Source organism: Streptomyces sp. NBC_01241 (assembly GCF_041435435.1).
Lineage (GTDB): Bacteria > Actinomycetota > Actinomycetes > Streptomycetales > Streptomycetaceae > Streptomyces.
Genome location: NZ_CP108494.1, coordinates 5202728 through 5217103, shown reverse-complemented (window position 1 = coordinate 5217103; position 14376 = coordinate 5202728). Strand labels below are relative to the sequence as shown.

The following is a 14376-nucleotide window of genomic DNA, read 5'->3' as shown; positions in this document are numbered from 1 at the left end:
AGCCAACTCTGCTGTGATTGCTGCGAATTGTGCCGTACGGCAGGGCTGCGGGCCGCATCGGGGCGGTCCGTCGGCGCGTATCGTCAGAATGTGCGACTGATCCGGCGCCACAGAGGCTGGTAGTTGATCCAGGCGACCAGGTCGCTGCCGAGCTGCTCACGCGTGGCGACGGCGTCCCGGTGCTCGATCAGCACCGGCTTTCCGGCCGCCCGCGCGGCCAGTTGCACCTGGCAGGAGCGTTCCAGCGCGATGAACCACCAGGCGGCCGCGTCCACCGAGTCGCCGACGGTCAGCAGCCCGTGGTTGCGCAGCACGATCGCCTTGTGCCCGCCGAGCGCGGCGGCGATCCGGCGCCCTTCCTCCTCGTCGACCACGACGCCCGTGTACGCGTCGTACAGAACGTGGTCCTCGTAGAAGGCGCAGGATTCCTGGGTGAGGGGTTCGATGAGCTCGCCGAGCGCGGAGAGGGCCCGCCCGTGCACGGAGTGGGTGTGCGCGACGGCGACGACGTCGGGGCGGGCCCGGTGCACCTGCGCATGGACGGCGAACGCCGCCTGATTGACGTGATGCCGCCCGTCGACGACCTGCCCTTCCCTGTTGACCAGGATCAGTTCGTCCGGCGCGAGCCCGTCGAAGGGGGCCCCGAAGGGGTTGACCCAGAAACAGTCGGCGAACTCCGGGTCCCGCGCGGTGAGGTGACCGGACACGCCCTCCTCGTACCCGTACGCGCCGAACAGCCGCAGCGCCCCGGCCAGCCGCTCCTTGCGGTACGCGCGTTCCTCGTCTACCGATTGATGGACGGGCGGCAGCGCGAACTGCAGTTGTTCCATAGGTATCGGTGTGGGCTCGGGCATGGCGGCTCCTCCGGACTCCCAGGGCGTACGGAACCGGAAGTTACCGCCGGTTGCCACAGGTGACCAGAGCGATCACGCACCGATTCGGGAACGGGTCGGTCGCTCGGCACGCGGCAGGCGATCTTCTACGGGCGACGCCGGTTGATCGCGGTGAGGTCGATCTCAATGGGGAAGGGGACCGTCAGCCTGAGCTTGTCGTGATGGATGCCGGTGGCCACGTACGTCTTGAGCGCCGGGTCGAGCTCGTAGGCGTACACGACGGGCAGTCCCTCGTCGGACGCCTCCACCCGCCAGAAGTGCCGGACCCCGGCCGCGGCGTATTTCCGGGGCTTGACCTCGCGGTCGCGCTCCACGGAGTCGTCGGAAACGACCTCGACGGCGAGAATGACGTCCTCGGGCCTGAACCAGGTCTGGCGGTAGCCCGTATTCGCCTCCACAGGAAACACCAGGACATCCGGCTCCGGCCGATTCCTCTGGTCCAGCTTGATCGTCATCTCACGCAGGACGTCCAGGTGATCCGGCGCCTGATCCAGCAGAGCGTTCTCGAACAAACGCATGGCACGCCCATGAAAGACGGTCTGCGGACTCATGAAAACGAGGCTCCCGTCGATCAGCTCGGTGTGGGGCGGGAGGCCCGGAATCCGGTCGAGGTCGTCCGCTGTCCAGCCGCCCTCGGGCGGGATAGGCCACCGGTACCGCTGCTGCGCGAGCTTGGACTCGGATGCGGCGCTCATGATTGCTCCCATGCATGGAGTCTCGCCTGTATGGGAAGCGTACCCAGCTGGTACGACAATGCCGCCGCCCAAACGAATGAGCGACGGCATCAGCGTTGACCTTGCGAAAAGATCACTCCCACTCGATGGTGCCCGGCGGCTTGCTCGTCACGTCGAGCACGACGCGGTTGACGTCGGCGACCTCGTTGGTGATGCGGGTCGAGATCTTGGCGAGCGTCTCGTACGGCAGGCGCGACCAGTCGGCCGTCATGGCGTCCTCGGAGGAGACCGGGCGCAGGACGATCGGGTGGCCGTAGGTGCGGCCGTCGCCCTGGACGCCGACCGAGCGGACATCGGCGAGCAGGACCACCGGGCACTGCCAGATGTCGCGGTCCAGGCCGGCCGCGGTCAGCTCCTCGCGGGCGATGGCGTCGGCCTCGCGGAGCAGGTCGAGCCGCTCCTTGGTGACCTCGCCGACGATACGGATTCCGAGGCCGGGGCCCGGGAACGGCTGGCGCTGGACGATCTCCTCGGGCAGGCCGAGCTCCTGGCCGACCATCCGGACCTCGTCCTTGAACAGCTGGCGCAGCGGTTCGACGAGCTGGAACTCGATGTCGTCGGGGAGACCGCCGACATTGTGGTGGGACTTGATGTTGGCGGTGCCGGTGCCGCCGCCGGACTCGACGACGTCCGGGTAGAGCGTGCCCTGGACGAGGAACGCGACGTCCTCGCCGGCCGCGCCCGCCTCGGCGACGAGCTCGGCCTGGGCCTGCTCGAAGACGCGGATGAACTCGCGGCCGATGATCTTCCGCTTCTGCTCGGGGTCGGAGACCCCGGCCAGCGCGGTCAGGAACCGCTCCTCGGCGTCGACGACCTTCAGCTGAACGCCGGTGGCGGCCACGAAGTCCTTCTCGACCTGCTCGGTCTCGCCCTTGCGCATCAGGCCGTGGTCGACGTACACGCAGGTCAGCTGGGAGCCGATGGCCTTCTGTACGAGGGCTGCGGCGACCGCGGAGTCGACTCCGCCGGACAAGCCGCAGATGGCGCGCTTGGTGCCGACCTGCTCGCGGATCAGCGCGATCTGCTCGTCGACCACGTTGGTCGTGGTCCAGGTCGGCTCGATGCCGGCGCCGCGGTAGAGGAAGTGCTCCAGGACCTGCTGGCCGTGCGTGGAGTGCAGGACCTCGGGGTGGTACTGGACGCCGTAGAGCTTCTTCTCGTCGTTCTCGAAGGCGGCGACCGGTACGACGTCGGTGGACGCGGTGACGGTGAAGCCCTCGGGGGCGGCGGAGCAGGCGTCACCGTGCGACATCCAGACCGACTGCTCGGCGGGCGTGCCCTCGAAGAGCGTGGAGCCGGACTTGGAGACGGTGAGCGCGGTACGGCCGTACTCACGGGCACCGTTGTCGTCGACGGTGCCGCCGAGCGTGGTGGCCATCAGCTGGAAGCCGTAGCACATGCCGAAGACCGGGACCCCGGCCTCGAAGATCGCCCGGTCGAGGGACGGCGCGCCCTCCGCGTACACCGAGGAGGGACCGCCGGACAGGATGATCGCCCGAGGGTTCTTGGCCAGCATCTCGGCCACCGGCATCGTGGACGGGACGATCTCGCTGTAGACCCGGGCCTCACGGACGCGTCGGGCGATGAGCTGGGCGTACTGCGCCCCGAAGTCGACAACGAGGACCACGTCGGTGGCGATGTCGGGGGCGGCGAGGGGTGCTGCTGGCACGGGCGGCCTTCCGGCGGTGAAGGGGGGTCGGTTCTGTCGATTCTACCGGTCTGCTCCACCGGTCTGCCCGGATGGCGGAGTCGGCCGTCGTCCCGCCCGGGACCGGGGGTACGGAGCCGGCCGTCGTCCCGCCCGGGACCGGGGGTACGGAGCCGGCCGTCGTCCCACCCGGGACCGGGGTGTGCGAAGCACGGGCTCCGGAGCGGGCTCCGGGTGGTGTCTCAGCATCCGGGCGCCGTGTTGGTCCGCCCGGGCAGGCAAGGTCATACTGGGTTTATGCGAGAGCACACGACCTTCGTCTTTACCTATGGCATCCGGCCCGCCGGCTGCCATGGTCGTGCTGCTTGATCCACTGACAAGCAACGTTCCAGGCGCCCCGGGCCGAAAGGCCCGGGGCGTTCTGGCGTTCCGGACCGGTCGGTTTCGGGGGCCGCATCCCACGAGGAGTCACCACCATGGCCGGCACCGCCCCCACGAAGACCGCTACCAAGCAGACCGCCCCCACGAAGACCGCCGCCGAGAAGACCGGTGCGCACACCGATGAGGCTGCCGCCCTGATCGACGGCGCCAGGACCCGAATCGATGCGCTCGACGACCGGATCATCGGACTCGTCCAGGAGCGGATGGCCGTCTCGGCGGTCATCCAGGAGGCCCGGATCACCTCCGGCGGCCGCCGGATCAACCTCTCCCGCGAGATGGAGATCCTCGGCCAGTACCGGGACGCGCTCGGCAAGCCCGGCACCTCCCTCGCCATGACGCTGCTGGAGCTCTGCCGCGGCCGGGCCTGACGCCCCGTGCCCGGGGTCCGGGGGTGTGCCGACGTATCCCAGTTCGGGCCGACTCTCACCCGTACGGCGCGTGACCGGGTCCGTCGCGGCTTCGTTGGTCCCGGTGTCCGTGCCAGCCAGGGGCGGCTTTGGAGAAACCACGCGTGGCTCCGCTGGAGCGTGTGGCGTACTGCAGGTACGCCGTGGGACCGCGCCCCAGTGTGCGTGACCGGTCGGCAGGGGACAGCAGCCCGGTCACTCCAAGAAACGGTCGGCTCCGGGGACGCCCGGAGCCGACCGTATCCGGTCGGAACGGTTTGCTCGGGGAGCAGCCCGGCCGGCTCGGCGCCGAGGCCGCGTCCGGATGTTCATCCAGCAGGGCCCCCTGGACCGCTTCCGGTCCGCGGGGCCCTTGCTCATGTGCCGTGTCCGGATTCCTGGCGACCGCGGACCGGGCACGGAGGGGTATGTGAGCGGCATCACATAAAGGTTCTGTGAATAAGCGGACAACCATTGCGGCGGACCACGGGTCAATCATGCGGAACCACCGGCCCCGCTCGTGTCCCCCGCCACCGCCGGGCCAGTCCCCTTATCCGTACTGCTCACAGCGGTACGCCGGACTTCTGAGGTCATTCATGAAGCTTCGCCGCACCATGGCGCTCGCCGCCGCCACGGCAGTCATCGCTCCCGCCGCGATCCTGGCCGCCCCGGTCGCGTTTGCCGAAACGACGGACGGGACCGTTGCCGTCGAGTCCACCGAATCGCCCTCGCCGAGCGACTCCGAGTCCCCGGAGACCGAGGCGTCCCCCTCCGCCAGCGCATCCACCACCGCTCCCGCCGAGGAGACCGGCAAGCCCGGCGCGGGCGAGACGGCCGAGCCGACCGGAAGCACCACCCCGGGCGAGGTCGCCCCGAGCCCGAGCGACTCGGCGAGCGCATCCGCCTCCCCGTCCCCGTCCGTGTCCGCCTCGGCATCCGCGTCCCCGTCGGAGTCCGAGGACCCGGAGGAGCTGGTGGAGTGCTCCAAGTCCGACCTGGACATCTCCATCAACGGCCTGCCCGGCAAGATCGCCCGGGGCAGCGGCTGGCACCAGTTCAAGATGAACGTCTACAACTCGTCGAAGTCCGTCGTGAAGGAGATCGACTACTTCGCGGGCGCCTCTTCCGACAAGGACGGCTACGACCTCTTCAAGTCGAAGCACGTCAGCCTCCAGGCCCTCGACCAGGACACGAACAAGTGGGAGGACCTCAACGAGGACGGCCGCGCGGTCGGCTACGTCGGCCAGTCCGACGAGATCCGTCCGGGTTACGAGGTCGACATCCCGCTGCGCATCAACGTGAAGTCGACCGCCCCCGTCGGCGCCGGCTTCACCCTCGGCGCCGGTCTGTACGTGGGCGACAAGGACTGCCTGGGCTTCAGCGACGTCGCGTACAAGTTCAAGATCGTGAACTCCGGCGAGAGCGGCTCGACGCCGCAGACCGGCGGCACCGCTCCGGTCCCGACCACGAAGCCGGCCGACAACCCGACGGGCAAGGTCTCCGGCTCCCTCGCGGAGACCGGTTCGTCCTCCGCGGTGCCGGTGTTCGCCGCCGCGGGCGGCGCGGCCATCGTGCTCGGCGCGGGCGCGATGTTCATCGTGCGGCGCCGCAGGAACGGTGACGCCGCCGCGTAAGGCGTTTCGTCACCTTGAGCACGGAGGGGCTGCACTCGGAGGGGGGTGCAGCCCCTTCGGCTGTCCCGGTCGGCCGGGGCCCTGCCACCGCTGCTCCGCCTACTCCTGCGGATTCTTCTCCGTCTGCTCCTGCGGGTTCTTCTCCGTCTGCTCCTGCGGGTTCTTCTCCGTCTGCTCCTGCAGATTCTTCTTCGGCGGGACCGTCGGCAGCCCGAGGAACGGCAGCTTCAGCGCGCCGAACGCCTCCTTCGGTACGGCCGGTGCCTGCGGCTCGACCGCGGCCAGCCGTTCGTACGCCTCACCCTGCGCGGGGCGCGGGTCCGCCTCGCCCTTGTTGGGCCAGAAGGACATCGCGCGCTCGGCCTGTGCGGTGATGGTGAGCGACGGGTTGACGCCGAGGTTCGCGGAGACCGCGGAACCGTCGACCACAAAGATGCCGGGGTGTCCGTAGAGCCGGTGGTACGGGTCGATCACCCCTTCCTCGGCGCTCGCGCCTATGGGGCAGCCGCCGAGAAAGTGCGCGGTGAGCGGGGTGCCCATCAGCTCGCCGATGTTCGAGCCCGCGAAGCCGTTGATCTCGTCGGCGAGCAGGGAGGCGCTGCGCGTCGCCTCCTCGATCTGGGCCGGGTTGGGTGCGCCGTGCCCCTGCCGGGCGGTGAGCAGGCCCTTCCCTATTCCGCCCGGCTTGCGGTACGTGGTCAGGGAGTTGTCCAGCGACTGCATGACGAGTCCGATGATGGTCCGCTCCGACCAGCGGCGGTTGGAGAGCGATCGCAGGGCGAGGGCCGGGTGCCTGGCCATGTTGCCGAGCCAGCCCAGCACCCGGCGGCCGCCGTAGGGCACCTGGAGGATGGACATCGCGCCCATCGCGTTGGAGCCCCTGCCGTAGCGGACCGGCTCGATGTGGGTGTTCTCGTCGGGGTGGATCGAGGACGTGATCGCGACGCCCTGGGTGAAGTCGGCCTTCGCGGTGCCGTGCTTCTTGCGGTAGCGCCGGTCGCTGGTCTGCGAGCCGACGAGCGCCTCGGAGTTGGTGCGGGTCAGCTCGCCGAGCCGGTCGGAGAGCCGGGGCAGCAGACCGCGGTCCTTCATGGTGTGCAGCAGGGTCTGCGTTCCGTACGTGCCCGCCGCGACGACCACCTTGCGGGCGCGCAGCCGCGTGGGCCTCGTCTTCCTGCGGCGGTCGGTGGGTACGGTGGTGACGTGGTAGCCGCCCTCCGGGTGGTCCGCGATCGCGACGACGGAGGTCATCGGGTGGATGACCGCCCCGGCCTTCTCGGCGAGGTGGAGGTAGTTCTCGTTGAGGGTGTTCTTCGCGCCGTGCCGGCAGCCCGTCATGCATTCGCCGCACTCGGTGCAGGCCTTGCGGGCGGGGCCCGCGCCGCCGAAGTACGGGTCGGCGACCGTGCCGCCGGGCTTGACCGTGGCCGTGCCGTCGGCGTCCTTGCCGTCGCCGAAGAAGACGCCGACCGGGGCGAGATGGAAGGTGTCGCCGACGCCCATGGCCTGCGCGGCCGCCTTCAGATGGACGTCGGACGGAGTCATCGTCGGATTGAGCCGGACCCCGAGCATCCGCTTCGCCTGGTCGTAGTGCGGCTTCAGCTCGTCCTGCCAGTCGGTGATGGACGCCCACTGCCGGTCCTCGAAGAACGGCGCCGGGGGCACGTACAGCGTGTTGGCGTAGTTGAGCGAGCCGCCGCCCACGCCCGCACCGGCCAGCACCATCACATGGCCGAGCAGGTGGACGCGCTGGATGCCGTAGAGGCCGAGCGCGGGGGCCCACAGGTAGTTCTTGATGTCCCAGGAGTTCTTGGGGAGGGTGCCGGGGCCGAAGCGGCGGCCCGCCTCCAGGACCCCGACCCGGTATCCCTTCTCCGTCAGCCGCAGGGCCGACACCGCGCCGCCGAAGCCCGAGCCGATGACCAGGACGTCGTAGTCGTACGCGTCGTCGTCGGTCCCACCGGCGGGCTCGGCCTGATTCTGGGCAGGGCTGTCCTGGGACATGGCTCTCCTCGGTACGAAAAGGGCGGAACGTGCTGCGGTGTTACGGGGCAGCGCGGGCAAAACGCCTGCTCCGGGGGTCAGCGCAGGCGGAACGCCTTCATCGCCTTCAGGCTGCGGGTCATGAACGCCGCGTACTTCTCGTCGTCCATGCCGAACGCCGGGGCGAGCGGAATCAGCCGTTGCTGGGCGACGGTCTGTGCCTCCGTGTACTTGAGGATGCCCTCGGAGCCGTGCCGTCGGCCGAGACCGGAGTCCTTCATGCCGCCCATCGGGGATTGCACGCTGCCGTACGCGGGGGCATACCCCTCGTTGATGTTGACCGTGCCGGTCCGGAGCCGGGCGGCGACCTGGTGGCCGCGCCTGGCGTCCTTGGTCCAGACGCTCGAATTCAGGCCGTACGGGGTGGCGTTGGCGAGGGCGACGACCTCGTCCTCGTCAGTGAAGCGGTAGATGGAGACGACCGGGCCGAAGGTCTCCTCGCTGCACACGGCCATCGGCGCCTCGACGCCGTCGAGGATGGTCGGCTCGTAGAAGAGCGGGCCGATGTCCGGCCGGGCGACGCCGCCCGCGACGAGCCGGGCGCCCTTCTCCACGGCCTCCGCGACATGCCGGGTGACGGTCTCCAGCTGGCGCTCGCCGACCAGTGAGCCCATGTCGGCGCCGTAGGCGAGGGAACTGCCGAGCCGCATGGCCTTCGTACGGGCGGCGAAACGGGCCACGAAGTCGTCGGCGACCGACTCGTGGACGTACAGCCGCTCGATGGAGATGCAGAGCTGGCCGGCCGAGGAGAAGCAGGCGCGGACGGCACCCGCGGCGGCCTTCTCCACATCGGCGTCCTTCAGGACCAGCATGGCGTTCTTGCCGCCGAGCTCCAACGAGACCCCGACGAGCCGGGCCGCCGCGCCCTGCGCGACCTCGCGGCCAGTGCGGGTGGAACCGGTGAACGAGACGTAGTCGGCGTGCTTGACGACCTCGGGGCCGACGACGGGTCCGTCACCGAGGACCACCTGGAACACCTCGGCGGGCAGCCCGGCCTCGATCAGCAGGTCCCGGGCCCACAGCGCGGTCAGCGCCGTCTCCGTGTCGGGCTTCATCACGACGGCGTTGCCGGAGACGAACGCAGGCAGCGCATCGCCGACGGACAGCTCGAAGGGGTAGTTCCACGGCGCGATCTGGCCGATGACGCCGCGCGGCTGGCGCAGCTCGGTGACCTTGGTGAGGGTCGGTACGACTCCGGTGTGCCGCTTCGGCTTCAGGTACGCGGGGGCCTTGCGCCCGTAGTGCCGGGCCGCGACGGCGACGGCCTGCACTTCCTCGTGGGCGTGCAGCCGGGCCTTGCCGGTCTCCAGCTGGATGAGGTCGAGCACCTCGGCCTGGCGGCTGAGCACGAGGTCGTGGAAGCGGAGCAGGACGGCCGCCCTCGCGCGGACGGGGGTCGCGGCCCAGGCCGGCTGGGCGGCCCGGGCCTTCTCGAAGGCCGTCGCCACGTCCTCGGGGGTGGACTCGGGCAGATCGGCCAGCTTCTCCCCCGTGAAGGGGGTGTGGTTGGCCGTACGGCCGGAGCCGGCCACGCCACGGGTCAGCTGGGCGATCACCTCTGGCGTCACCACATCGGCCGCGGTGCGCACACCTGCGGGGGCGGCGGCCACGGGGTTGGTGCCGACCGGGGCTGCGGGGGTGGACGTGGAGGCCTGCGAGTCCGTCATGAGGGCGAGAGTACGTCCAGCCGCACGCTTTGGGTACCCGTGAGTAACGGGTTTTCACACTCCCCACAAACAAGCCAGTGATCACTGGCAACAAAGCCCCTGATCAGGACCCCTGCAGTCGCCGGACCCACACCCGACGGCCCCCCAGCCGTGCGATCCCGGTCCGGGCTGCCGGATCTCAGCCGGAGCTGTCGGGCGCCCGCCAGCCGCGCAGCATCGTGTCGAACTGTTCCCGGGTCGTGTCCCAGTCCGAAGCCGGACCCGTCATGTACATCGCGTACTCCGGGCCGCCGTCCTCCCCGAAGTACATCTGGTCGATCGCGTGACGCGGACCCGGGTGGTTCTTGGTCTCGGTCCAGGTGAACTCCCAGAGCGAGCCCTCCCGGTCGCGGTAGGTGTTGGATTCCAGGGTCTCGCGGTGGTAGCCGGGAAGCCGTTCGGCCAGCTGCTTCTCCAGGTTCAGCATGTGCATGTACGAGTTCTCGAAGTCGGGCGACGGGTCGATGCCGATCCGGATGTAGTGCACGCCGTTGTCCGGGGTGTAGTCGATCTGGTTGCGGTCCTCCCGGCGCACCCAGCCGTCGGGCACGATCAGACTGAAGCCCTCGGGGTCGTTCACCCGGTGCCAGCCGTCGGGTATGCCCTTCCCCGGGGTGTCCGGCTTCGGTGCCTGCGAAGTGCTGGGATTCGAGGGGGTTTCGGTCGCGTGCGTGCCCGTGCCGCCGCGCCCGGTGGCGCTGTCCGTGCGGTCCCCGTACTTCATCGCGGCAAGCCCCGCGCCGCCGCCGACCAGCGCGGCCGCGGCGATGACCAGGACCGTCGTACGCCACCGGCCCCGGCTGCGCCGGGTCACCGGGAACGACGCCGGGCCGACGACGGAACCGGCGGCCGGGGGCGGAAGCCGGGCCGTACCGGACGCACCCGCTGTACCAGGAGCAACGGAAGCACCCGCAGCCCCATCCGCGCCCGCACCCGCGCCCACACCCGCACCTGACGTGCCGTCCGGGCCCAGTGTGCGCAGGAGTTCGTCGGGGACGCGCTGCGTCGGTACGTACGCCTGCGCGGCCCGGGGCTCACGGCCCTCCATGGCCTCCAGCAGCATCCGTTCCGCCTCGGCCGCCGACGGCCGGTCCTCGGGCTCCTTGCGGAGCAGAGCGGTGATCACGGAAGCCAGCGGACCCGCCCGCTCCGGCGGCGGGGGATCCTCGGTGACAACGGCCTGCATGGTGGAGATCGGCGATGTACGGCGAAACGGCGAGCGTCCCTCGACCGCGGTGTAGAGCGTGGCACCGAGGGACCACAGGTCGGACGCGGGGCCGGGATCGCCGCCACGTACCCGTTCGGGCGCCAGATAGTCGATGGAGCCGACCAGTTCACCGGTCCTGGTGATGGTCGAGTCACCCTCGATGGCCGCGATCCCGAAGTCCGTGAGCAGCACCTGGCCGTCCCTGGCCAGGAGTACGTTGCCGGGCTTCACGTCCCGGTGCAGCACTCCCGCAGCGTGTGCGGCGCGCAGGGCGCCCAGCACGTGGAAGCCGATCCTGGCGGCCTCGCGGGGCTCGATCTCGCCGGACTCCTTGGCCGCGTCGGCAAGTGACGGACCGTCGACGTACTGCATGACGATCCAGGGCCGGTTGTCGTACTCGATCACGTCATGGACGGTGACCACACCCGGGTGCGTGATCCGGGCGGCCGCGCGGGCCTCCTTCTGTGTGCGGGCGTGCAGCACGATCCGGTCGGCCTCGGCGACGTACAGCCCGGCGGTCAGCTCCTTGACCGCGACCGTGCGGTGCAGCACCTCGTCGTGGGCGCGCCAGACCTTGCCCATGCCGCCGCGCCCGAGGACTTCACCGAGCCGGTACCTTCCGGCCAGCACCAGTCCCGCGTCCGTGCCCTGTGATCGATCCACGTATTCCGCCCCGTTCCCTCGGAGGCCAGATTACGGAGGGGACGCACGGCCACGGAACCTCGCCATCCCCCAAGAGACCGCACTGTGATGCTTGTCGCTCCGCCCACTGCCCAGATGACGCCCCGAATGCTTCAGTGCGTCACGCGGTAGGAGGCGATGGCTTGTTCATAGATGTCCGAAACCTCGTCGCGCCGGTTCTCCGGGCCGATGACCTGGAGGATGTGGTAGCGGCCGTCGACAATCATCGCGAGGTTACGGGCGTACACCTCGCGGCCACTGGCGTCCTGCCAGGTGAACTGCCCCTCGGCCATGGCCTGTCGGCCGACGTCGATCCGGCGCAGCCCGCTCGACCCCGACCAGCTGGAGTCGCGGAACGGCTGCAACTCCAGCTCCTTGTCGGCCTGGTACGCCAGCGGGTCGTTGCCGTTGGCCTTGACCGTGTCGCGTCCGGGGACGATCAGCAGGCTGAAGCCGTCGCTGCCGTACCGGATCTGCCGGTCCGCGTTGGCGGGGCTGCGCTGCCAGCCCTTGAGCACACCGATCTCGAAGCCCTCCGGGTCCTTGCGCAGAACGTAGCCGGGGGCGAGCGCGACGGCGGAGCGGCTGGTCTGCGGCTGCTGCGCGCCGGGGGGCTGCGAGGGCGACTGCCCGTCGGACACGCCGTCGCCGGGCTCGGGTGAACCGGACGCCGACGAAGCCGCGCCCGAGGGGCGGGTGCCGGAACCGCTGTCCGTCTTGGGCATGAACATCACGGCGTACGTGATGGCCGCGACCAGCGCCAGCAGGACGAGTAGCAGAAGCAGCCGTCCCAGCCGTCGCGGCGCCCGGCCCTCGCCGGGCCGGCGGCCGGGCGGGGGGGTGCGCAACGCCTTGGGGCCCTTGGGCTCGCGCGGCGCCCTGGGCGCCTTCTCCGCCCGGGGCCTGTCGTGCCGCCGGTCGGGCTTCTCCTTCGTGTGGCGGTGGCGGCCGTGGGACGTCCCCTGGCCGAGGCGGCCGCGACGCCTGCGGACCAGCTCGCCCCGGCGGCGTACGACGGGGAGCCGGGCGCTGTCGAGGGAGGGCAGGGGTACGACGTCCAGACCGGCCTCGGGCTCGGGCGCCGACCGTACGAGGGAGCGCAGCCAGCCGCGCAGCTCTTCGAAATCCGGCCGCTCGGTGGGGTCCTGACGCAGCAGGGACTCGACCACGGGGCGCAGCGGACCGCATTCCTCGGCGAAGGCGGGCGGCTCGGCGCAGACCATCTGGACAAGCTCGGCCGCGTTCTCCTCGGGGTACGGGGCGTGGCCCTGGACGGCGCGGTAGAGCAGCGCGCCGAGCGCCCAGAGGTCGGTGGCGGGGCCGATCGGCGGCGCCAGCTGCCAGTTCTCGTGGACGGGGCCGGCCTGCTCGGGCGCCCAGCGCTCGGTGACCGCGCCGACGACGGCGATCCGGGCCTGCCGGGCGCGCTCGGCGGCGAGGGTGGTGGCGGGGCCGCGGTAGGCAGGGCCCGTACGGCCGCTCGCCACGAGGTCGTCCCAGCGGGTCGGCTCCTGCCGCTGCTCGGGCCGGTGTGCAGGCAGCGCCGCGGAGTTGCCGTGGCGGCGGGCATCGGCACGCAGGGCGTCCTCGCCCGAGCCCCCGGCGGGCACGGGACGCCCGGATCCGGGGCCGTCGCTCCAGCTGCCGGTGAGGTGCAGCCGCCGGGCGGGCGGTGACTGGTCATCGCCTCCGTCGCCGTCGTCGTCCTCGTCGTCCTCGTCGTCGTACGGGTCCTCGGCGGGCCGGCTCCAGAGGCTGGTCGGCTGCGGGTGGCCGCGGTCCGGGCCGGACGGCCCAGTGGGGCGCTGGACGGGGAGGGAGCCCGTGTCCTCCGCGTCCCCCGCCTCGCCTGCCCCGGCCCGGCGCCGGTCCTCGCCGGCCCGGGCGGCGGCGAGGGCGCCCGCGCGGTAGGCCGCGATGGCTCCGGCGCGCTCGGCTCGCGACTGCGCGGCGCTCCCCGCTCCGGGGGCGGGGTTCCCCGGCCGCCGTACGGCCTCCAGCTCGCCCAACACACCGGTCTGCGCACCAATCTGCGCATCGCCACCGCCGCGCGGACCGCCATCGCGGTACGCGTCGTCACCGCCGTACGCGTCGTCACCGTTGGGATCGCCGTCGTCCGCGCCACCCGTCTCGATCGCCGCCGGGCCGCGCGAGGCCGGCACCTCGGCCGGAGAGACGGGAGGAACAGGCGGGACGGGAGGGGCGGGCGGGACGGGCGGTACGTACGGCCCGGACGGGCCCGTCTCGACCGCCGGGCGGCCGAAACCGATCTCTTCCTCGTCGTCGGGCTGCGGCGTCGGTACGTACCCGCAGAGCGCCTCCTCCGCCGCCCCGGCCGCCAGGCCGGTCAGCACGACGCGGCCGTCGTCGCAGATCAGCACCGTACGGATGGTGATGTTCCGGTGGGTCCAGCCATGGGCGTGCAGCACCCGCAGCGCCGTCAGCACGTCGGAGCCGATCTCGGCGGCCCGGAAGGGATCGAGCGGGCGATCCGCCAGCAGGGCCGCGAGGGGGCGGGCCATGACGAGTTCGCTCACGATCCAGAGCGAACCGGCCTCGGCGAACACGTCGAAGACCTGGTCGAGCCTGGGGTGGTCGGGGATCCGGGCCGCCGCCTGCGCCGCCTCGATGGCGCGCCGCACCGCCGGATCCGTGGAGCGCCGCACGGCACGCCCGGTGACCTGTCGGGCCGCCCGTACCGGACCGTCGGCGTCGAGCACCTCGGCGTCCACCACCTCGGGCAACGGCACCTGCCGGACCAGGACTTCCTGTCCGCTGTAGGTGTCGAACGCCCGGGTCTCGACCAGTTCGTACGCGTCGGACGGCGGCAGCGGAAGGCGGTAGCGGTCGGCAAGCACCCGACCCGCGTAGTCATCCACGACGCCTCCCCAGAGCGCGCTGTCCCCCGGTCACGATGACCGCACAAACCCATCAATTGCGGTCACTTACCGTGCAATTGAGCCGCCGTTCCGGCTGCGTACGGTCTTCAGGCTCTCACGATAC

The 14376-nt window shown here is 71.0% G+C and carries 9 protein-coding genes; 2 read left to right on the top strand and 7 right to left on the bottom strand.

Annotated features, from left to right (window positions below):
- Positions 1 to 83: 83 nt before the first annotated feature.
- The 3 genes from OG306_RS23435 to guaA form a co-directional block, all read right to left on the bottom strand.
- A complete protein-coding gene (locus tag OG306_RS23435; RefSeq protein ID WP_371665594.1) occupies positions 84 to 854 on the bottom strand; it encodes a class II aldolase/adducin family protein in 771 nt (256 codons plus the stop codon).
- A gap of 125 nt (positions 855 to 979) precedes the next feature.
- Complete coding sequence (locus OG306_RS23430) at positions 980 to 1588, bottom strand: Uma2 family endonuclease (RefSeq protein ID WP_266748030.1); 609 nt, start codon at positions 1586 to 1588, stop codon at positions 980 to 982.
- Positions 1589 to 1700: 112 nt separating this feature from the next.
- Positions 1701 to 3296, bottom strand: a complete 1596-nt coding sequence (guaA, locus tag OG306_RS23425) for a glutamine-hydrolyzing GMP synthase (protein ID WP_266748029.1) — start codon at positions 3294 to 3296, stop codon at positions 1701 to 1703.
- Between the two features lie 455 nt (positions 3297 to 3751).
- On the opposite strand from guaA, the gene OG306_RS23420 reads away from it, so the two are divergent.
- Together OG306_RS23420 and OG306_RS23415 are read left to right on the top strand one after the other, a co-directional pair.
- Positions 3752 to 4084 carry a chorismate mutase gene (locus OG306_RS23420; RefSeq protein WP_371665593.1) on the top strand — a complete coding sequence of 111 codons (333 nt, stop codon included), beginning with the start codon at positions 3752 to 3754 and terminating at the stop codon, positions 4082 to 4084.
- A gap of 614 nt (positions 4085 to 4698) precedes the next feature.
- Positions 4699 to 5736, top strand: coding sequence for an LAETG motif-containing sortase-dependent surface protein (locus OG306_RS23415; protein ID WP_266748027.1), 1038 nt, complete (start codon positions 4699 to 4701; stop codon positions 5734 to 5736).
- Positions 5737 to 5835: 99 nt separating this feature from the next.
- Here OG306_RS23415 and OG306_RS23410 read toward each other — a convergent pair whose 3' ends face one another.
- The 4 genes from OG306_RS23410 to OG306_RS23395 form a co-directional block, all read right to left on the bottom strand.
- A complete protein-coding gene (locus OG306_RS23410) occupies positions 5836 to 7740 on the bottom strand; it encodes a GMC family oxidoreductase (RefSeq protein ID WP_327258871.1) in 1905 nt (634 codons plus the stop codon).
- Between the two features lie 77 nt (positions 7741 to 7817).
- On the bottom strand, positions 7818 to 9446 hold the full coding sequence (locus OG306_RS23405) for a succinic semialdehyde dehydrogenase (RefSeq protein ID WP_266905698.1): 1629 nt from the start codon (positions 9444 to 9446) through the stop codon (positions 7818 to 7820).
- A gap of 178 nt (positions 9447 to 9624) precedes the next feature.
- Complete coding sequence (locus OG306_RS23400; RefSeq protein ID WP_266748024.1) at positions 9625 to 11355, bottom strand: serine/threonine-protein kinase; 1731 nt, start codon at positions 11353 to 11355, stop codon at positions 9625 to 9627.
- A 131-nt stretch (positions 11356 to 11486) separates the two neighbouring features.
- Positions 11487 to 14252 (bottom strand): serine/threonine protein kinase, encoded by a 2766-nt coding sequence (locus OG306_RS23395; protein WP_371665592.1) that lies wholly within the window; start codon positions 14250 to 14252, stop codon positions 11487 to 11489.
- Positions 14253 to 14376: the final 124 nt, after the last annotated feature.